The organism is Nocardia sp. NPDC046763, assembly GCF_040645495.1.
In the GTDB taxonomy this organism is placed as follows: Bacteria; Actinomycetota; Actinomycetes; order Mycobacteriales; family Mycobacteriaceae; genus Nocardia.
The window spans coordinates 20,210-38,778 of record NZ_JBEYYI010000039.1; the positions used below are offsets into that span (position 1 = coordinate 20,210).

The 18,569-nt window shown below is 67.3% G+C and carries 16 protein-coding genes; 4 read left to right on the forward strand and 12 right to left on the reverse strand.

Features of this window, described 5'->3' with window-relative positions:
• Positions 1-24: 24 nt before the first annotated feature.
• The 8 genes from ABZ909_RS39295 to ABZ909_RS39330 form a co-directional block, all read right to left on the reverse strand.
• Complete coding sequence (locus ABZ909_RS39295; protein WP_357010733.1) at positions 25-2,496, reverse strand: NADH-quinone oxidoreductase subunit G; 2,472 nt, start codon at positions 2,494-2,496, stop codon at positions 25-27.
• Positions 2,493-3,815: an NADH-quinone oxidoreductase subunit NuoF gene (gene nuoF, locus ABZ909_RS39300; protein ID WP_357010735.1), complete on the reverse strand. Its 1,323-nt coding sequence runs from the start codon at positions 3,813-3,815 to the stop codon at positions 2,493-2,495. The genes ABZ909_RS39295 and nuoF overlap by 4 nt, the downstream gene beginning before the upstream one ends.
• Positions 3,812-4,528, reverse strand: a complete 717-nt coding sequence (gene nuoE, locus ABZ909_RS39305; protein ID WP_357010737.1) for an NADH-quinone oxidoreductase subunit NuoE — start codon at positions 4,526-4,528, stop codon at positions 3,812-3,814. The genes nuoF and nuoE overlap by 4 nt, the downstream gene beginning before the upstream one ends.
• Positions 4,525-5,856, reverse strand: coding sequence for an NADH dehydrogenase (quinone) subunit D (gene nuoD / locus ABZ909_RS39310; protein WP_357010739.1), 1,332 nt, complete (start codon positions 5,854-5,856; stop codon positions 4,525-4,527). Before nuoD ends, nuoE begins: the two co-directional genes overlap by 4 nt.
• Complete coding sequence (locus ABZ909_RS39315) at positions 5,856-6,605, reverse strand: NADH-quinone oxidoreductase subunit C (protein ID WP_357010741.1); 750 nt, start codon at positions 6,603-6,605, stop codon at positions 5,856-5,858. Before ABZ909_RS39315 ends, nuoD begins: the two co-directional genes overlap by 1 nt.
• On the reverse strand, positions 6,602-7,156 hold the full coding sequence (locus tag ABZ909_RS39320) for an NADH-quinone oxidoreductase subunit B family protein (protein ID WP_326311010.1): 555 nt from the start codon (positions 7,154-7,156) through the stop codon (positions 6,602-6,604). Before ABZ909_RS39320 ends, ABZ909_RS39315 begins: the two co-directional genes overlap by 4 nt.
• 74 nt (positions 7,157-7,230) lie before the next feature.
• The gene (locus tag ABZ909_RS39325; protein WP_033090134.1) at positions 7,231-7,611 is read right to left on the reverse strand and encodes an NADH-quinone oxidoreductase subunit A; all 381 of its coding nucleotides are present in this window, start codon (positions 7,609-7,611) and stop codon (positions 7,231-7,233) included.
• 328 nt (positions 7,612-7,939) lie between these two features.
• Complete coding sequence (locus tag ABZ909_RS39330) at positions 7,940-8,359, reverse strand: hypothetical protein (RefSeq protein WP_357010743.1); 420 nt, start codon at positions 8,357-8,359, stop codon at positions 7,940-7,942.
• Between the two features lie 208 nt (positions 8,360-8,567).
• On the opposite strand from ABZ909_RS39330, the gene ABZ909_RS39335 reads away from it, so the two are divergent.
• From ABZ909_RS39335 to ABZ909_RS39345, 3 genes are all read left to right on the forward strand, one after another.
• Entirely contained in the window at positions 8,568-9,749 is a 1,182-nt protein-coding gene (locus tag ABZ909_RS39335) for an FHA domain-containing protein (protein ID WP_357010744.1), read from the forward strand.
• Positions 9,750-9,972: 223 nt separating this feature from the next.
• Positions 9,973-10,404: a CBS domain-containing protein gene (locus ABZ909_RS39340; protein ID WP_357010746.1), complete on the forward strand. Its 432-nt coding sequence runs from the start codon at positions 9,973-9,975 to the stop codon at positions 10,402-10,404.
• An 81-nt stretch (positions 10,405-10,485) separates the two neighbouring features.
• Positions 10,486-11,316, forward strand: coding sequence for a dienelactone hydrolase family protein (locus tag ABZ909_RS39345; RefSeq protein WP_357010748.1), 831 nt, complete (start codon positions 10,486-10,488; stop codon positions 11,314-11,316).
• Between the two features lie 178 nt (positions 11,317-11,494).
• On the opposite strand, the gene ABZ909_RS39350 is transcribed toward ABZ909_RS39345, so the two are convergent.
• A complete protein-coding gene (locus ABZ909_RS39350; RefSeq protein ID WP_357010750.1) occupies positions 11,495-12,283 on the reverse strand; it encodes a class I SAM-dependent methyltransferase in 789 nt (262 codons plus the stop codon).
• Positions 12,284-12,607: 324 nt separating this feature from the next.
• The gene (locus tag ABZ909_RS39355; RefSeq protein WP_357010752.1) at positions 12,608-13,093 is read right to left on the reverse strand and encodes a hypothetical protein; all 486 of its coding nucleotides are present in this window, start codon (positions 13,091-13,093) and stop codon (positions 12,608-12,610) included.
• 1,148 nt (positions 13,094-14,241) lie between these two features.
• Here ABZ909_RS39355 and ABZ909_RS39360 point away from each other — a divergent pair.
• Positions 14,242-15,747, forward strand: coding sequence for an FAD-binding protein (locus tag ABZ909_RS39360; RefSeq protein WP_357010754.1), 1,506 nt, complete (start codon positions 14,242-14,244; stop codon positions 15,745-15,747).
• A gap of 193 nt (positions 15,748-15,940) precedes the next feature.
• On the opposite strand, the gene ABZ909_RS39365 is transcribed toward ABZ909_RS39360, so the two are convergent.
• Both ABZ909_RS39365 and ABZ909_RS39370 read right to left on the reverse strand, forming a co-directional pair.
• A complete protein-coding gene (locus ABZ909_RS39365; RefSeq protein WP_357010756.1) occupies positions 15,941-16,303 on the reverse strand; it encodes a MarR family transcriptional regulator in 363 nt (120 codons plus the stop codon).
• Positions 16,304-16,402: 99 nt separating this feature from the next.
• Complete coding sequence (locus tag ABZ909_RS39370) at positions 16,403-18,169, reverse strand: MFS transporter (RefSeq protein WP_357010758.1); 1,767 nt, start codon at positions 18,167-18,169, stop codon at positions 16,403-16,405.
• Positions 18,170-18,569 lie beyond the last annotated feature (400 nt).

An 18,569-nucleotide genomic window follows, 5' to 3' on the forward strand; every position in this document is an offset into this window, starting at 1 on the left:
GCCGCCAAAATCGGCAGAGCCAAGTCACTCACGGTGGTCCTCCCGTCGAATGCGCACGAGGTGGCCGGGTGTGGTGCCGAGCTGCACCAGCACGTCGGAGCCGGGGGAATTCATGGGCAGCCACACCACGCGGTCGGGCATCTCGGTGATGACCAGGGGCAGCGTGATGCGGCCGTGATTGTTGCCGACCGTCACCGGATCGCCGGTGGTGGCGCCGATCTCGGCGGCCGTGTGCGGCGAGAGCCGCACCACCGGGGTGCGGGCGGTGCCGGCCAGGTTGGGTTCGCCGTCCTGGAGGCGGCCGCGGTCGATGAGCATGCGCCACGAGGCGAGCACCGCGGTGCCCGCATGCGGCTGGGCGATGGGGTGCGGGCGGTGCACCGGGGTCGCGGCGGGCTGGCCGTCCCAGGCGCCCAGATCCGCCAATTCGGCTCGGGCACTGGCCGCGTCGGGCAGGCCGAGCCGGATCCCCATGTCCGCGGCGATGGCGTCGAGCACCCGGTATTCGGGCATCGGCGCGGCCTCGCGGCGCACGGTGGCGTCGCGCAGTGCGGCGTCGAACTGGCGGTGGCGGCCCTCCCAGGTGAGGAAGGTGCCCGGCTTCTCCATGGCCGAGGCGACGGGGAAGACGACGTCGGCGCGGTCACTGATATCGCTGCGGCGCAGTTCCATCGACACCACGAAACTCGCGGCGTCGATGGCCGACAGGGCCGCATGCGGGTCGGGCAGGTCGCCGACCTCCACCCCCGCGATGAGCAGCGCACCCAGCGTCGGGGCGGCGGCCAGGATCGCGTTGGTGTCGCGGCCCGGCGCCGCGGGCAGATCGTTGACATTCCACGCATTCCGGACCTGCTGGCGCGCCGCGGAATCCGCGACGGGCCGCCCGCCCGGCAGGAGCACCGGAAGCGCGCCGGCCTCCAACGCGCCGCGCTCACCGGCACGGCGTGGGATCCAGGCCAGGGTGGCGCCGGTCTCGTCGGCCAGTCGGGCGGCCGCGGACAGGCCACCCGGAATGCCAGCGAGACGTTCGCCGACCAGGATCAGCGCACCAGGCGCGCGCAGTAGGTCCGCGACCTCGCGCAGGCGCGGGTATCCGGCGGTGACGGCATCGGCCTCACCGGTGCGGACGGCCTCGAGCACATGCGGTTCCGCGCCGGGCGCGGTGAGCATCAGGGTGCCGGACATGCGCTGCAGGCCGCGGGTCACAAAGGGGGCCAGCGAGTAGATCGGGGTGCCGTTCCTACGGGCCGCCTTGCGCAGCCGCAGGTACACCATCGGCGATTCCTCTTCGGCCTCGAAGCCGACGAGCAACACGAACGGGGCGCGTTCGAGCGCCGCGTAGTCGACCGTGATGCCCTGTCCCGCAATGCGAGCCGATAGGAAGTCGGCCTCCTCACCGGAGTGCTCGCGGGCGCGGAAGTCGATGTCGTTGGTGTTCAACACGACTCGCGCGAACTTGGAGTACGCGTAGGCGTCCTCGAGCGTGACGCGACCGCCGATGAGCACACCGGCATTGCCGCGTGCCGACGCCAGTCCGCGCGCCGCGACGGTGATCGCCTCGGACCAGGAGGCGGGCCGCAGCGTCCCGTCCTTCCAGCTGCGCACCATGGGCGTGGTGAGCCGGTCCGGTTCGGTGGCGTACGCGAAGGCGAAACGGCCCTTGTCGCAGTTCCATTCCTCGTTGACCTGCGGGTCGTCACCGGCGAGGCGCCGCATGACCTTGCCTCGGCGGTGGTCGGTGCGCTGGGCGCAACCCGAGGCGCAGTGCTCGCACACCGCCGGGCTGGATACCAGGTCGAAGGGCCGGGCGCGGAAGCGGTAGGTGGAGCCGGTGAGCGCGCCGACCGGGCAGATCTGCACGGTGTTGCCGGAGAAGTAGGAGTCCATGGGCTCCCCGGCGGCGATGCCGACCTGTTGCAGCGCACCGCGCTCCATCAGTTCGATGAACGGGTCACCGGCCACCTGCTGGGAGAACCGGGTGCAGCGCGCGCACAGCACGCAGCGTTCCCGGTCCAGCAGGATGGCCGCCGAGAGTGGAATCGGCTTGGGATAGGTGCGCTTCTCGCCGTCGAAGCGGGATTCGGCGCGGCCGGTGGACATGGCCTGGTTCTGCAGCGGGCATTCGCCGCCCTTGTCGCAGACCGGGCAGTCGAGGGGGTGGTTGATGAGCAGCAGCTCCATCACTCCCTCCTGGGCCTTGGCAGCGGCGGGGGAGGACAGCTGGGTATGGATCACCATGCCCTCGGCCACCGTCTGGGTGCAGGAGGCGACGGGCTTGCGCTGTCCCTCGATCTCGACCAGGCATTGCCGGCAGGCGCCGACGGGATCGAGTAGTGGGTGGTCGCAGAAACGCGGGATCTGGGTGCCGATGAGTTCGGCGGCCCGGATCACCAGGGTCCCGGCGGGCACGGAAACCGTTGTGCCGTCGATGGTTACGGTCACCATGTCGGTGGGTGTCACCCCGTCGCCGGTCGTGGAGCTCACTGTCGAGGTCATCGCGCTCCTTGCGCGGCCCAGGCCGTGGCCCGGGCCGGGTCGAACGGGCAGGCGCCGAGGCGGATGTGCTCGGCGTACTCGTCGCGGAAGTACTTCAGGGAGGAGAAGATCGGGCTGGCCGCGCCGTCGCCGAGGGCGCAGAAGGACTTGCCGTTGATGTTGTCGGCGATGTCGGCGAGCTTGTCCAGATCGGTCTCGTGGCCCCGGCCGTTCTCCAGCCGCTGCAGCAGCTGGACCAGCCAGTAGGTGCCCTCGCGGCAGGGGGTGCACTTACCGCAGGATTCGTGGGCGTAGAACTCGGTCCAGCGCAGCACCGCCCGTACGACACACGTGGTGTCGTCGAAGATCTGGAGGGCCTTGGTGCCGAGCATGGAGCCCGCGGCCGAGACGCCCTCGTAGTCGAGGGCGACGTCGAGGTGCTCGTCGGTGAAGATCGGGGTGGACGAGCCGCCCGGGGTCCAGAACTTCAGGGTGTGGCCGGCGCGGATGCCGCCCGCGTAGGTCAGCAACTCCCGCAAGGTGATTCCGAGGGGAGCTTCGTACTGCCCTGGTCGCTTCACGTGTCCGGAGAGCGAGTAGATCGTGAAGCCCGGCGACTTCTCGGTGCCGAACGACCGGAACCAGTCCACGCCATTGGCGATGATGGACGGCACGGACGCAATGGATTCCACATTGTTGACCACCGTCGGGCAGGCGTAGAGACCGGCCACGGCCGGGAACGGGGGACGCAGGCGCGGCTGGCCGCGGCGACCCTCGAGCGAATCCAGCAGTGCGGTCTCCTCACCGCAGATGTAGGCGCCCGCACCGGCGTGCACCACGACTTCGAGGTCGAAGCCGGAGCCCTGGATATTGCGGCCGAGATAGCCTGCGGCATAGGCCTGCTGGACCGCCGCCTGCAGGCGGCGCAGCACCGTCACCACCTCGCCGCGCACGTAGATGAACGCGTGCGAGGCGCGAATGGCGTAGGCGGCGATGATGACGCCCTCGACCAGGGCGTGCGGGCTCGCCAGCATGAGCGGAATATCCTTGCAGGTACCGGGTTCCGACTCATCGGCGTTGACCACCAGGTAGTGCGGCTTGGTGGTGCCGTCGGGTCCGGGGCCCTGCGGGATGAAGCCCCACTTCATGCCGGTGGGGAAGCCCGCGCCACCGCGGCCGCGCAGGCCGGAGTCCTTCACCGTGGCGATGACCTCGTCCGGGTTCATGCGCAACGCCTTCGGCAGTGCGCGGTACCCGCCCTGGCCGCGGTAGGCCGCCAGGGTCCAGCCCTCCGGGTCCGCCCAGTGCTTGGAGAGGACGGGAGTCAGAGCGGTCGTCACTGCGCGCCTCCGTCGGTCGACTTCTGTTCCGCGACATGCAGATCCCGTTCGGCGACATGCAGGCCCGCGAGGGTGGCCGGCCCGGCGGCGCCGTCGGTGGCCCCGGGCCGCTGGTCCTCGTATCCGGCGAGAATGCGGGCGGTCTCGCGGAAGGTGCACAGCGGGATGCCGCTGCGCGATCCGGTCACCGGTTCCCCGCGCCGCAGCGAATCCACCAGTCTCCTGGCCGATTCCGGGGTCTGGTTGTCGAAGAACTCCCAGTTGACCATGACGACCGGCGCGTAATCGCAGGCTGCATTGCACTCGATGTGCTCGAGGGTGACCGCGCCGTCGGCGGTGGTCTCCCCGTGCGCGATTCCCAGGTGATGCTTCAGCTCCGCGAGGATCTGATCGCCGCCCATGACCGCACACAGGGTGTTCGTGCAGACACCGACGTGATAGTCGCCGGTCGGCGTGCGCCGGTACATCGAGTAGAACGTGGCCACCGCGGTGACCTCGGCATCGGTCAATCCCAGCTGCTCGGCACAGAATTCGATGCCGGTCCCGGAGACGTACCCCTCCACCGATTGCACCAGATGCAGAAGGGGAAGCAGTGCAGAACGGGGGTGGGGGTACCGCTCGATGATCTCCTGGGCCTCGAGTCGCAGACCCTCACGCACCTTCTCCGGGTAGGGAATCGGCCGCGTGGTCAGGTTGAGCAGGATCTCGGTCAACGGTCGACACCACCCATCACCGGGTCGAGGGAGGCGACGGACGCGATCACGTCGGCGACCAGGCCGCCCTCGCACATCGCCGCCACCGCTTGCAGATTCGTGAAGGAGGGGTCGCGGTAGTGGACCCGGTAGGGCCGGGTGCCGCCGTCGCTGACCATGTGCACGCCCAGCTCACCGCGCGGGGATTCGACCGCCACGTACACCTGGCCCGGCGGGACGCGCAGGCCCTCGGTCACCAGTTTGAAGTGGTGGATGAGCGCCTCCATGGAGGTGCCCATGATCTTGCCGATGTACTGGGGCGAATTGCCGAGGCCGTCCGGCCCGAGCTGCAGATCGGCAGGCCACGCAATCTTCTTGTCCTCCACCATGACCGGGCCCGGCCGCAGCTTGTCGAGGCACTGCTCCACGATCTTGACCGACTCCTTCATCTCGTTGACGCGGATGAGGTAGCGGCCGTAACAGTCACAGCCGGTGTCGACCTGGACGTCGAACTCGTAGTTCTCGTACCCGCAGTAGGGCTGGGACTTGCGCAGATCGTGCGGCAGGCCGGTGGCGCGCAGCACCGGGCCCGTGATGCCCAGCGCCATACAGCCGGTCAGGTCCAGGTAGCCGACATTGCGGGTGCGGGCCTTCCAGATGGGGTTCTGGTTGAGCAGAAGCTCCATGTCCCGCAGGCGCTTCGGCAGCAGGTCCAGCAGTTCGCGCACCTTCTGCACGCCGTCGTCGGGCAGATCCTGGGCGATACCGCCGGGCCGGATGAAGGCGTGGTTCATGCGCAGACCGGTGATGGTCTCGAACACGTCCAGGATCAGCTCGCGTTCCCGGAAGCCGAACAGCATGGGGGTGAGCGCACCCAGCTCCATGCCGCCGGTCGCCAGCGCGACCAGATGCGAGGAGATGCGGTTGAGTTCCATGAGCATGACCCGGATGACATTGGCGCGCTCGGGGATGTCGTCGGTGATGTCCAGCAGCTTCTCGACCGCCAGGCAGTACGCCGTCTCGTTGAAGAACGGCGACAGGTAGTCCATGCGGGTCACGAAGGTGGTGCCCTGCACCCAGCTGCGGTACTCGAGGTTCTTCTCGATGCCGGTGTGCAGGTAACCGATGCCGCAGCGGGCCTCGGTGACGGTCTCACCCTCGATTTCGAGAATGAGCCGCAGCACCCCGTGCGTGGAGGGGTGCTGCGGGCCCATGTTCACGACGATGCGCTCCTCGGCGACCCCGTTGAGGGCAGCGGAGATCTCGTCCCAGTCGTTGCCCACCACGGTGACCGTGCGTTCGGGTCGTTCCTCGGTGTTGCGACGGGACTTGGTGTCGATGTCGTTCATCAGCTGTACGTCCTCCGCTCGTCGGGCGGCGGGATGCGCGCGCCCTTGTATTCGACCGGGATTCCGCCGAGCGGATAGTCCTTGCGCTGCGGGTGGCCACGCCAGTCGTCGGGCATGGCGATGCGGGTCAGCGAGGGGTGACCGTCGAACAGGATGCCGAAGAAGTCGTAGGTCTCCCGCTCGTGCCAGTCCACGGTCGGATAGACCGGGTACAGCGAGGGCAGGTGCGGATCGTTGTCCGGCACCGAGACTTCCAGCCGCACCCGGCGGTTGTGGGTGATGGAGTTGAGGTGATACAGCGCGTGCAACTCGCGCCCGGTTTCCTCGGGGTAGTGCGCACCACTGGCACCCAGGCACAACTCGAAGCGCAGGGCTTCGGTGTCGCGCAGCGTCTTCGCCACCAGCACCAGGTGCTCGCGGCGGATGTGCAGGGTCAGCTCGCCGCGGAAGACGACGATCTTCTCCACGGCCTCGTCGAAGGTCTTCGCCAGTGCCAGGCGCAGATTCGCGATGATCTCGTCGAAGACGGGACCGTAGGGCGCGGGCGTGCCGCCCGGCATGGAGACGGTGCGGACCAACCGGCCATAGCCGGAGGTGTCGCCGGTGCCGGAGACGCCGAACATGCCCTTGCGGACGCCGATCACCTCGTCGGCGGGCTCGGCGGCTTCGGGTGTCTCCGGGATGTTCTCGGTGGATTCCACCGCCGCCTCCGGGGGGCCCTCCGTGCCGGTAGGAGCATCAAAGGTCATCGCAGCAGCCCCTTCAACTGAATGGTCGGGGTGCTGGCGAGCGCGGCGCGCTCGGCCTCGCGCACGGCTTCCTCGCGATTGACGCCGAGCGGCATCTCCTGAATCTTCTCGTGCAGCTTCAGGATCGCGTTCAACAGCATCTCCGGCCGCGGCGGGCAGCCGGGCAGGTAGATGTCGACCGGCACGATGTGGTCGACGCCCTGCACGATGGCGTAATTGTTGAACATGCCGCCCGAGGATGCGCAGACACCCATGGCCAGCACCCATTTCGGTTCGGTCATCTGGTCGTAGACCTGGCGCAGCACCGGGGCCATCTTCTGGCTCACCCGGCCCGCGACGATCATCAGATCGGCCTGGCGCGGCGAGGCGCGGAACGCCTCCATGCCGAATCGGGCGATATCGAATCGCCCGCCGCCGGTGGCCATCATCTCGATCGCGCAGCACGCCAAGCCGAACGTCGCCGGCCAGAGCGAACTCTTGCGCAGATAGCCGGCCAAATCTTCCACCGTGCTCAGCAGGAACCCGCTGGGCAGCTTCTCCTCGAGACCCATGTCGGACTACATCTCCCGGATCGGGACACCCCGTCTCACACGGGGTGTGTCATTGGAAATCCCCTGTGCGCCAATCAATCCCAGCTGAGGCCGCCGCGCCGCCACTCGTAGGCGTAGGCGACCGAGACGTTGAAGATGAACAACGCCATGGCGGCCAGTCCGAACACTCCGAGCGCGTCGAAGTGCACGGCCCACGGGTAGAGGAACACGATCTCGATGTCGAAGATGATGAACAGCATGGCGGTGAGGTAGTACTTCACCGGAAAGCGCTGGCCCGCAGCATTTCCCGGCCCGCCCGCGACCGCGTGGGGGGTGGGTTCGATACCGCATTCATAGGCTTCGAGCTTTGCTCGGTTATAGCGTTTGGGGCCGATCAGGGCCGCCAAGAAGATGGAGAACACCCCGAACGCGGCGGCCACCGCGCCGAGAACCAGGGTCGGTACCTCGATATTCACAACAGCACTACCCCTCCTGCGAGCTGGACGACGCAATACGGACGGCAGCTGCCGAGGCGCGGGCTGACATCGTCGTCCGCCGGCCAGTCTCGTTCCCCGGGCACCGCTCAGCGACGGCACGGACCTACGGGGAGTGAGGCGACGGCTTCATTGATACCGATGCCCGCGCTCGTGTGAGCTACGGCACAGCCTACAACTCGGAAGAGAAGATACATCACGATTTGCGATCGCGTTTGATCGAATTCGGAACGGTCTTTTATGACCGATTGGACGCAATCACGAATGTCACGTGACATGGGTTTGCCCTGATCACGAGGGCGAACGAAGATCAGGCCGCGAAGCTATTACCGAGCAAACCCAGGACAGCGTCGGTGAGCCGGATGGGATCGATGGGGTGGGATACCGCGGCCTCGGCGCGCGACCAATTGGCCAGCCAGGCATCGTCCGGGCGGCCGGTCAGCACGACGATCGGTGGGCAGTCCGCGATTTCGTCCTTGAGCTGCTTCGCCAGGCCGAGGCCGCCCTCCGGCGCCGACTCGCCATCGAGGATCAGCAGATCCAGATCGCCCGCCTCCATGCGCTGGAGGACGACCGGCCCGGTCGCCACCTCGAGGTATTCGATGGGTGGCAGATCCGGGTGCGGCCGTCTGCCCAGCGCCAGCATCACCTGGCTCCGGGTATCGGCGTCATTGCTGTAGACGAGGACCCGCACCGCGGCGGGACGTTTCGCATCGGCCACGTTCCGCATGCTACGTCCGTGGTGGGGGAGCGTGGGGCAGCTTCGCCCGAAGTCGCGCGCGCGTCGCGGAATCGTCTGTCGCGCACTATGCCGATGGCCGATTGTTCGTAATTCGCGACCGGTACCATCCAGCGAATGAGGGGAGACATCACGCAGCGCCTCATCGAAACCGACGTGTGGACTCACGGGTTGGTGGGGCAAGCGGGGACCGGGTGAGATGAGCGCGCGGGTCGAGGTGGTGTCGGGCAGCCACCTGGTGGCCAGTGTGGACGGCGTGGTCGTGGTTGTCGCACACCGGGATTCGCGGCCGCTGACCGCCGAATCCGACGCCGTGGCGGTGCTGGACAAGCTGCTGGATCTGGTCGCCGAGGCGTCGTCGCGAGAGACCCGGCGGACCGGGCGGACCTTCGCCCGGCTGGTCAGCACCTGGCTGATGGCTCGCGAAGACGAGGAGAACGTCGAATTCGGGGTGCTCACGCCGGGCACCCGCGGGCTGGCCGTATTCCTGCACGGGCGGGTCACCGCGATCCTGGAAGGCGAGCAGCGGCGCGAGGTACTGCACGGGCGTGACGCGGGATTCAGTGTCGACCGGGTGGTCAGCCCGGCGCCCGCGCGGGCTGCGGCGGTGTTCGTGGACGACGGCGAGCCCCGCGCGACGCTGCCGCCGCCGGGTGTCTTCGTGCTGCGCAATGGGCGGGTGCCCGGGTGCGGGGCGGTGATGTGGCGGGAGGACGCACCCGATACACCGGTCGGTGCAGTGGCGGCGGGGGCGCGCAATTCCCTGGGGCGCACGAATCCTGACCGTCGCGTGCGGCAACCGCGACGCAATGGGCAGCCGGCGAGCGAGTCGGGCAGGTCGGGGGCCATCACGTCCGGCAGTGTGGGCAAGAATGCCTCGCATGCCATACCGGCCGGGGTTGTCGTGCACGGATACGATTGCGCGCGTGGGCATCTCAACGATCCGCGCGCGTCCCTCTGCGCGGCGTGCGGCATCCGGATGGAGCCGATGGCCTGCGTGCTCACCGAGGGCATCCGGCCGCCACTGGGGGTGCTGCTGCTCGACGACGGGACCTCGTATGTACTCGACAGCGATCTGGTGATCGGGCGGGAGCCGGAACGATCCGACCAGGTGCGGCGAGGCGCGCAGGCGATTCGTATCCCCGACACCTCCGGCGGTATGTCGCGGGTGCACGCCGAGATCCGGCTCGTGGGATGGGACGTGCTGGTGATGGACCGCGGCTCGGCCAACGGCACCCACATTCGCCCGCCGGGCCGCCCGGATTGGGTGCGCGCGGCGCCAGGGCAGCCGACCGTCCTGAAACCGGACAGTCAGCTACTTCTGGGCGGACGGGTCTTCACCTTCAATTCCCCGATCAGTCCGAGTCATTCGCGCGAGTAAGGGCGGAGGATGCAGCCCGACCTGACGGCCCTTCGGCGCAGCGACTACGGCAAATCACGCCCTATGGCAACCGTTTGGTTAACTCTTTTGCGGGCAAATAGCACGCGGGTCCCGATACCCGCGCATCCGGTTAGGCATCGAATCGCAATCTTTGCTGTTCACGCCCGGTTATCAGCGGCATCCTGGTAACCACGGACAGTCCCGAGCGTTGGGCGGTGGACACATGCGAATCTCCGAAATACTGCGCCGGAAGGGCAGCGGCGTGGTCACGATTGCACCTGATGCATCAGTGCGTGAACTGCTCAGAGTCCTGGCGACCCACAATGTGGGCGCGGTGATCGTCTCCCGAGACGGTGCCGCCATGTCGGGCATCGTCTCCGAACGAGACATCGTGCGCCGACTCAATGACCAAGGCGCCGCACTCCTCGACGCCTCCGTCTCCTCGATCATGACCGCCGCCGTGCACACCTGCTCGCCCGACGACCGCGTGGAAACCCTCAACGCCACCATGACCGAGCACCGGATCCGCCACCTCCCGGTCCTCCGCGAAGGCCGGATGATCGGCATAGTCAGTATCGGAGACGTCGTCAAAAGCCAGATCTCCGAACTCGAAACCGAGCGCGAAGCCCTGGTCAAGTACCTGCAGCACGGCTGACGGGTAAACACACTCGCTTCGCCCGCCCGCCCGCCCGATACGATCGAATCGATTCGTCGTATCGAGGAAGGCCTTGCGCCCGTGCAGCCCGAAAACCCAACGCCTGACGACACTCTGGGCGATTTCACCAAGCGCACCATTGCACTGGAGGGTGTGGACAAGACCGTCTACGTGGCGGGGAGCGGGCCGGCGGTGATCGTCATGCCGGAGATGCCCGGCATCAGCCCCGACGTGCTGCGCTTCGCACGGTGGGTCCGCGACGCGGGCTTCACCGTCTACGTACCTTCACTGTTCGGCGTGGACGGCGCGTACCCGACGGTCGAGCTGGGTGACCCGATCGCACGGAAGGCCTGTGTCAGCAAGGAGTTCCGCGCCTTCGCCGGCGGCGGCACCAGCCCCGTCGCCGTGTGGTTGCGCGCCCTGGCCCGCCTGGCCCACGCCGAATCCGGCGGGCCCGGCGTGGGTGCGGTGGGCATGTGCTTCACCGGAAACTTCGCACTCACCATGACTCTCGAACCTGCGGTCATCGCCCCCGTCATCAACCACCCGTCCCTTCCGCTCGACGACCCCGCGGGCCTCGAGCTCTCCGCGGAGGACGCCACCGCCATCGCCGCCCGCTTCGAACGCGACGACCTCCGCGCCCTCGCCTACCGCTTCGACAACGACAAATGGTGCACCGGACAGCGTTTCGCCGCCTACACCCAACTCCTCGGCGATCGCTTCGACGGCCGAGTCCTCTCCGGCGCCCACGCCAACCCCAACCCTCCACCGTTCTTCCAGCACATCGTCCAAACCCCCCACAGCGTTGTCACCGCCCACCTGGTCGACGAACAAGGCCACCCCACCCTCCAGGCCCGAGACGAAATCCTCGCCTACCTCCGCACCCGCCTCCAGCCCGAACCGGCCGCGTAGCCTCCGGCAGCTGCCGAAGTATCCAACCCCGCTGGCCGAAGCGGCGTAGGTCGGCGTTCTTCAGTGGGTGCTGGCGCGCGGCAGTCGATGGCGTCATGGCGGGTCATGGGCCGTCACCCAGCACCGACAGCAATGCCGTCATCAGCCCGGCGAACACGAAGCCGGTGAGCTGTCCGTTTCACAGTTTGGTGTAGACCACGGCCGCCTGCCGTCTCGCCGCCAGGAATTCGACGGTGATCGTGGGGTCGGCCGCGGCGGCAAGAACGATGAACGCGGACGGGCTGTAGGAGCGCAGCAAGCTGATGTAGGCGTCGTGCAGGACGGGAGCGACCGCGGAAGGTGGGGATTGGGTCAACAAGAACAGGGCAGCGGGCACGACCATCAGAAACGCGAGCACCACCATGATCGCCGGCGGCCGCTTCAGGTCGATGACGAGCAATTTCTTCCCGACGCGGGTGCCTTCGGCGATGGCCCGGTAAGCCGCGCTCGGCGGGAGATGGTGGAAGGACATCGCGAACACGACCAGGTCGTAGCTGTCATCGGGTGCGTCGATGGCTGTGGCATCGACGACCTCGGCGGTGGCACGAGGGCACCGGCCGAGGGGGCCGGCTTCGATATCGGCGACCGATGCCGGGTCCAGATCGGTGACTGTCATCTCCGCGGTGGGGTGCAGATCGAGTACCCGTGCCGACAGCCCGCCGTGACCGGCGCCGAGCTCGAGCACCCGCGGATTCGGGATGTCGGACAGTTGTTCGACCACCAGCTGCGCGTTGTAGTCGTGATGGCCGGTGCGTTCGCCGGCTCGGTCGAGATACGCGGCGATCTTCTGCTTGCGCCGGCTGGGCACATCGTCTCTGTCGAGGTACTCCGGTTTGCTGGTCTGTAGATGCCGGTCGAGCCAGGAGGCATCCGGACCGCCACGAGGCATCGAATCGATCATCTCGAGATCGGTGGTGTGTCGAGTCATCACGGAATCTCCGGGGGCGGGGACGAGCACCGAACAATGCGGTCAATGCCGGTCGAACACGCCCCTCGAGGATGGGCACGTACATCTATTTCGATACGACGCCGAACTATCGGTCAGCGCGTGCGGTGCGGGTGGCTGCGACGGCATCGTCGAAAGCCGGCATGCAAATGTCGATAGCGCCCGTGCACACCGACCTCAGCCCATTCACGACACCACCTTCGTTGCGGCAACAATGCCGCAACCTGACTCCAGCGTAAGCCCGGGACGCGGACACCTGGCCCTGATCGCCACCCGCTTTCCCAATGGATGGCGGCGGCTCGGCCCTCACCGGCGTTTCTCGAGCGTTCCCTTCGGCGACTTCGGTGTCTGTTCGACTGTCCGCGCGTACTCGTCCTCCGATTCGCGGCGGTGCCTCTGCAGCGCAACGTCCGCTGGCTCTGTACCGACGATGCGGAGGTGGACTCCCGGTAGCCCTTTGTGCGCGCCGTGTTTGGACATACGGGTCACCACCGTGTCCCCGATGCGGAGGGGTTTGTTGAAGTTCGTCGGGACATACGCCAGGACCTGCATCGAGGCGGCGCCGGGTCGGTCGTAGGGCGTGAGGGAAACCACCCGAGGCAACGGCGACTTGTTCGGGCGGTCGGTGGACGCAGGTTCCCGGGTAGGACCGACGTCAGTCACTACAAACGTCCTGTCCGGCCACTTCTTCCGTGTCGCCGCGTATGCGACCGCGGCCAAACCATATGGGTGACCAGAAATTGCGAGCTTGCCGCCATTTTCACCGCGAAGCTTCTGGCTGCGCTTACTCATTGCCCTCACCTTCCCGCGAGTCGTCTGCGGGTAACGGCGTGCCCGCAGAACCCAGTTGAGCAGGGACGTATCCGTTGCTCAGCATGCCATCACGCAGGGCAGGCCGAGGCCGAACCCCAGTAAATCCGCCATGTGCCGGGCACCCCACCTGATCGCGCGGACCGATCCGCTCCAGCAGGGCATCGCGGTGAAGATCCTCGCCGGCATCGCCGCCGGCGAGCACGCCGAACGAGATGGCCCTCTGCGACGAACAGGTGATCGTGGCACAACTGGCCACGGCGGGCCTTCCGAGCGCAGACGTGAAGAACGACGCGATCGGCTCGATCGATGCAAGCCGATCGGTCGACCTCCAACCCGCTGGCGTACTTCGATGCCGTCTTCGGTCGCAGCGACTCGAGCCCCGCGGAAACCATCACGCGACTCGCGCAGCCCGAAATGCTTCCACATCCGTGACCCTCCGCAATTTCGTGTCTCGACAACCATTGCCCCACTCCGTGACCGGACCGCGCTGCAAGCCAACCGCGCCCGTCACCATCGCGCCGGAACGGTGCACGGCACGAATAACTACCCTCCACCGGCTGTCGACAAGCGCGGACGCGTCGAAACCCGGCAGTGGACGCCAGGGAATGCCTTGTCGCGGAAAGCGAAGACGCCCTGAACATCTCGGACGTGCGTACGCCCGTACGCGAGCGCTCTCGTACGCGTGGGCGGGCGCACGCGCGTACGCGGATTCCGACGGACAACGAACGCCGGGGCAATTGGCTATCTGCGGCAGGATGTGTCGGGGTCGCGGCGGCAGCGCGACGAAGCGCAGATTCGGGCGCTGGCTGCGCGGCTGGGTTATGACCTGCGCAGCATCTCGAGAACGGTGAGCTGCCAGGGGATCTCGTGGAACGGGCCGATGTGGTCATCGTGAGTCCGGAACAGACTTGCGCCCGGTGGCTCATTCCGCCCGACACTCCGGCTGACATGGGATCTCGGTAGCGGGGCGTCGACACACCCGGGCTCGATTGAGCGAATGAACAGTGGGTGAACCATGATCGAGTGGTGTTGTGTTGTCCGATGGGTACAGGCGGGTCGCGAACTTTGACATCGAAAGCGAATAACCGGGCGGCGCACCGCATCTCGATCGGCCTCGGGAGACCGTTGTGAGTCCCCGCTTCGCGCGAAGCGTGTTCCTGCGGGGTGCGCTCGGAATCGCGGTCGCCGGTGTCGGTTTCGCCGGGACCACCCGACTGCCCGCCTCCGACGCGGCGCCCGCCGCGGGCTCCTCCGACGGCACCGCCGGTTCCTCGGGCAGCGCCACCGGCTCCGGTACCGGCAGTGCCGACCCGAAATGGCGTGCGTTGCAGGACAAGCTGCGCGGCCGGGTGATACTCCCCGGCGATCTCGGATACCCAATGGCCAAAGAGGTCTTCAACACTCGCTTCGACAACGAGACGCCCACGGCAATTGTGCAGGTCGCGGATGCCGACGATGTGGCCACCGCCTTCGGCTTCGCCGCCGAGAACGATCTCGAGGTGGCGGCGCGGGCGGGCGGGCATTCCTACGCCGGGGTCTCCACGGCTACGGGCACGCTGGTCGTCGACGTACGACGTCTGCGCGGAGTCCGAGTCGAGGCCGAACGAGCCGTCATATCACCGGGTCACACCCTCTACGAGGTCTACGGGGAACTCGACCGGTCCGGGCAGAGCCTGCCGACGGGCATGTGTCCCAGCGTCGGCGTCGCGGGTCTCACCCTCGGCGGCGGGTTCGGCTTCGAATCCCGCGCCTACGGCCTCACCTGTGATCGGCTGACCGCCGCCACCCTGGTCCTGCCCGACGGCACCATCACCGAGGTGTCCGCCACCGCCCGCCCGGACCTGTTCTGGGCGCTGCGCGGCGGCGGCTCGCTGTTCGGCATCGTCACCTCGCTGACCTTCGACACCATCCCCGCGACCGCGAAAGACGTGGTGCGCCTGACCTTCTCGGGTGAGAACGCGGATCGCGTCATCGGCGGCTGGCAGGAGTGGCTGCGCAGTGCCGACCGCGAACAGTGGGCCGATGTCAGTGTGGACGCCGACGGCGAGGGCGGCTTCCGCTGCTGGATGCAGCTGGTCTGCCCGGCGGGTACGGCCGAGACGGTCACGGCCGCGCTCACCGACGCGATCGGCGTCGTGCCCGCCGACATCGATACCCGCACCCTCAGCCACATGGACACCGTCCTGTATCTCGCAGGCGGCACGGCCGATCAGCCGCGCGCCGCCTTCACCAACGGCTCCGACATCGTCTCGGACCTCACCCCCGACACCATCGGCCGGGTGCTCGAGGCCGTCACCCGGTTCTCCAGCGTCGGCGGCACCGGCTGGGTACAGATCAACACCCTCGACGGCGCAATCCGTGACCTGTCGCCCACCGCCACCGCTTTCCCCTGGCGCGACCACGCCGCCATGGTGGAATGGGGTGCCTACGAACCGATTCCGCACGACGCCGCACTGGCTTGGCTCTCCGACGCCCACGCCACCCTCGCCCCCGATTCGGTCGGCGCGTACGTCAACTACCTGGAGCCCGGCGATCCGTTGTCCCGCTACTACGGCGGCAACCACACCCGCCTGTCCGAGCTCCGCAGTCGAGTGGACCCGGACAATCGGATCCGTTCCGTCCTGACACCGTGACCACGCCCGTCCTTCCGATGTCGGAGACTCAGCGTCGAGCGAAGACGGATGTCGATGGCTTCCATTCCCTCGACGCTGAGCTCACCGACGTGCTCGGTGATCCAATGGGATCCGACACAAGGACGACCAGGTCACGCCGAGGCGACGGGCGGCGGTCGACACGGCATCGGCCGAGGCGGAACGTCGCACGACGCTACTGGTCGAGGGCCTCGATGAGGGTGTTGAGGCCGGATTTGACGGACTCGCGCTGGGCCGGGGTGAGGGTTTCGAGGGCGCCGGCGAAGCGCTGAATGCGGGCCGAGGTGAGGCCGGTGACCAGGTCGTGGGCGGCGGCCGTCGCGGTCAGGAGTTGGGCTCGGCCGTCCTCCGGGTCGGCGTCGCGGGTCAGGTAGCCACCTTTTTCCAGGCCCGTCACTATGCGGGACATGGTTGGGGCGCTGACCCGTTCGACATTGGCCAGGTCGCCGAGGCGGAGGGGTCCGGAGCGGGCGACGGTGGCCAGGGCCGAGGCCGCCCCGGGGCTGAGGGCCCCGAGGTCGCCGGAGTGGCGCAACAAGCGAAGGAGGCGGCCGATGGAGTGGTACAGGTCGGCAGCTTCGGTGAGCTGGTCGGGGTCGGCGACGCTCGTGGGCTCGGGCAGCGTGATCTCCTCCGGTCAGATTCCCTCGCGGACGGCTTCACGCAGTTCGGCAGCCTCGTCCGAGACGGTGGGGCTACCGGCGAACCACGAGGCCACCGCGCCGATCAGCATCATAATCGCGGCTCCCAGGAAGACCACGACCAGACCCGAGTGGAACGGGCCGGAAATCAAGTGCGGGAAGAACTCCTGGCCGGTGAGCACATCGCCGTGCACGCCGGGCTGATTCAGAGTGCCACTGGGACCGAGCAATTCCTTGATCGGGTTGTAGCCCAGGAATGCGGCGAACAGGCTGCCCACCGGAGGCAGGTCGGCGATCGCCTGCGCCGAGTGCGCGGGCACACCCTGCTGCTGCAGACCCGAATTCATGGCGTCCGGCAGCGTATTCGACAGACCCACGATCATCAGCGAAAAGAACAGGCCGATCGACAGCGCCATACCGCCGTTGAACAGCGTGCCGCGCATGCCCGAGGCGACACCGCGCTGAGCCGCGGGCACGGCCGACATGATCTCGGCGGTGTTCGGCGAGGCGAACATGCCCGAGCCGAGGCCGTTGAGGGCGATGACCAGCGCGAAGACCCAGTAGTCGAAGTCGACGGGCAACACCACCAGCAGCACGAACGTCAGTCCGGTGATCAGCATGCCGACGGTGGCGAACAGCCGCGCCCCGTACTTATCCGACAGCTTGCCCGAAACCGGTCCTGCCACAAGGAATCCCACGGTCAGCGGCAGCAGGTAGATACCGGCCCACAGCGGGGTCTGCTCGAAGGAGAACCCGTGCAGCGGCAGCCAGATGCCCTGCAGCCAGATGATGAGCATGAACTGCAGACCGCCACGACCCAGCGACGACATGAGCCCGGCGACATTGCCCAACGCGAACGCCCGGTTCTTGAACAGCGACAGATTGAACATGGGCTGGGCGACCTTGGTCTCGATCACGCAGAACACCACCAGCAGCGCGATGCCGCCGATCACTGCGCCCAGCACCCACGGGTTGGTCCAGCCGGTCTTCGAATCCCCGTGCGGCTGAATGCCGTAGGTGATGCCGGTGAGCAGTGCGGTCAGACCCAGCGCGAAGGTGATGGTGCCCGGCAGATCCAGCGAGCCCGGGCTGCGCTGGCCATTGTCGTGCAGCGAGCGATACGACCAGATGGTGCCGAGAATGCCGAACGGCACGCTCACCCAGAAGATGGCCTTCCAATCCCATTGCGACAGCACGCCGCCGATGAGCAGACCCAGGAACGAACCGGCCACGGCCGCAACCTGATTGATGCCCAGCGCGAATCCGCGCTGGTCGGCGGGAAACGCGTCGGTGAGGATCGCGGCCGCATTGGCCATCAGCATGGCGCCGCCGACACCCTGGATCACACGCCAGGCGATCAGCCACACCGCGCCACCGCCGTGTGTGTACGGATCGAACGACACGGCCACGGCCGCGATGGTGAACACCACGAACCCGTAGTTGTAGATCTTGACGCGCCCCACCATGTCGCCGAGCCGCCCGAACATCACCACCAGCACGGCCGAGGACAGCAGGAACCCCATCATCAGCCACAGCAGGTAGCTGACATTGGCCGGCTCGAGCGGATTCAGCCCGATCCCGCGGAAGATGTCCGGCAGCGAGATCGTCACGATCGACGAGTTGATCGTCACCATGAGCATGCCCAGCGTCGTGTTCGACAACGCCACCCACTTGTATTTGGGGTGATCATGCTCGATCCGGAGGCGTCTCCGAATGGTCTGGACGTCACCGGCATCCAAACCGGTGGTAGGGGCCGCAGCCATCAGAGCCTCCCGCAAGTCGACGAACGAACAGCGCCTAAATATAGTTGCATGTCGCTAACTAACGAAATCGTGTGATGGCTCACTCGCCGGAATCGTGTCGATGCTCGAAGTCGACTGCACTGATGTTCGAAGTGGGTTCACTGCGCGGTTGGCTCGCTGACGCTCGAGCCTCTGGCCGATTCGTTCCACTTCAGGTTCTGCTGCCGCATCTGGCCGACCTGAGCATCGAGCAGGGGACCGCCACGGGCCGACGCTACGGATCTAGTAATCTGCCGCGACCGTGCGGGCGGTTATGCCGATGGTGCCCGGTGGGGCGCGCCGGACGCCATCCAGGTCGCCGACCGCTTTCATCTGCGCTACAACCTCACTGACACCGTCGATCGGGTGGTTCGCGGCCACC

Excerpts from the sequence above, each read along its gene's own strand:
- ABZ909_RS39370 (WP_357010758.1), bottom strand. The coding sequence starts at position 18,169 with ATGGCTGCGGCCCCTACCACCGGTTTGGATGCCGGTGACGTCCAGACC.
- ABZ909_RS39320 (WP_326311010.1), bottom strand. The coding sequence starts at position 7,156 with ATGGGTCTCGAGGAGAAGCTGCCCAGCGGGTTCCTGCTGAGCACGGTG.
- nuoD (WP_357010739.1), bottom strand. The coding sequence starts at position 5,856 with ATGAACGACATCGACACCAAGTCCCGTCGCAACACCGAGGAACGACCC.
- ABZ909_RS39295 (WP_357010733.1), bottom strand. The coding sequence starts at position 2,496 with ATGACCTCGACAGTGAGCTCCACGACCGGCGACGGGGTGACACCCACC.
- ABZ909_RS39355 (WP_357010752.1), bottom strand. The coding sequence starts at position 13,093 with ATGAGTAAGCGCAGCCAGAAGCTTCGCGGTGAAAATGGCGGCAAGCTC.
- ABZ909_RS39315 (WP_357010741.1), bottom strand. The coding sequence starts at position 6,605 with ATGACCTTTGATGCTCCTACCGGCACGGAGGGCCCCCCGGAGGCGGCG.
- ABZ909_RS39330 (WP_357010743.1), bottom strand. The coding sequence starts at position 8,359 with ATGCGGAACGTGGCCGATGCGAAACGTCCCGCCGCGGTGCGGGTCCTC.
- ABZ909_RS39335 (WP_357010744.1), top strand. The coding sequence starts at position 8,568 with ATGAGCGCGCGGGTCGAGGTGGTGTCGGGCAGCCACCTGGTGGCCAGT.
- ABZ909_RS39350 (WP_357010750.1), bottom strand. The coding sequence starts at position 12,283 with ATGACTCGACACACCACCGATCTCGAGATGATCGATTCGATGCCTCGT.
- ABZ909_RS39340 (WP_357010746.1), top strand. The coding sequence starts at position 9,973 with ATGCGAATCTCCGAAATACTGCGCCGGAAGGGCAGCGGCGTGGTCACG.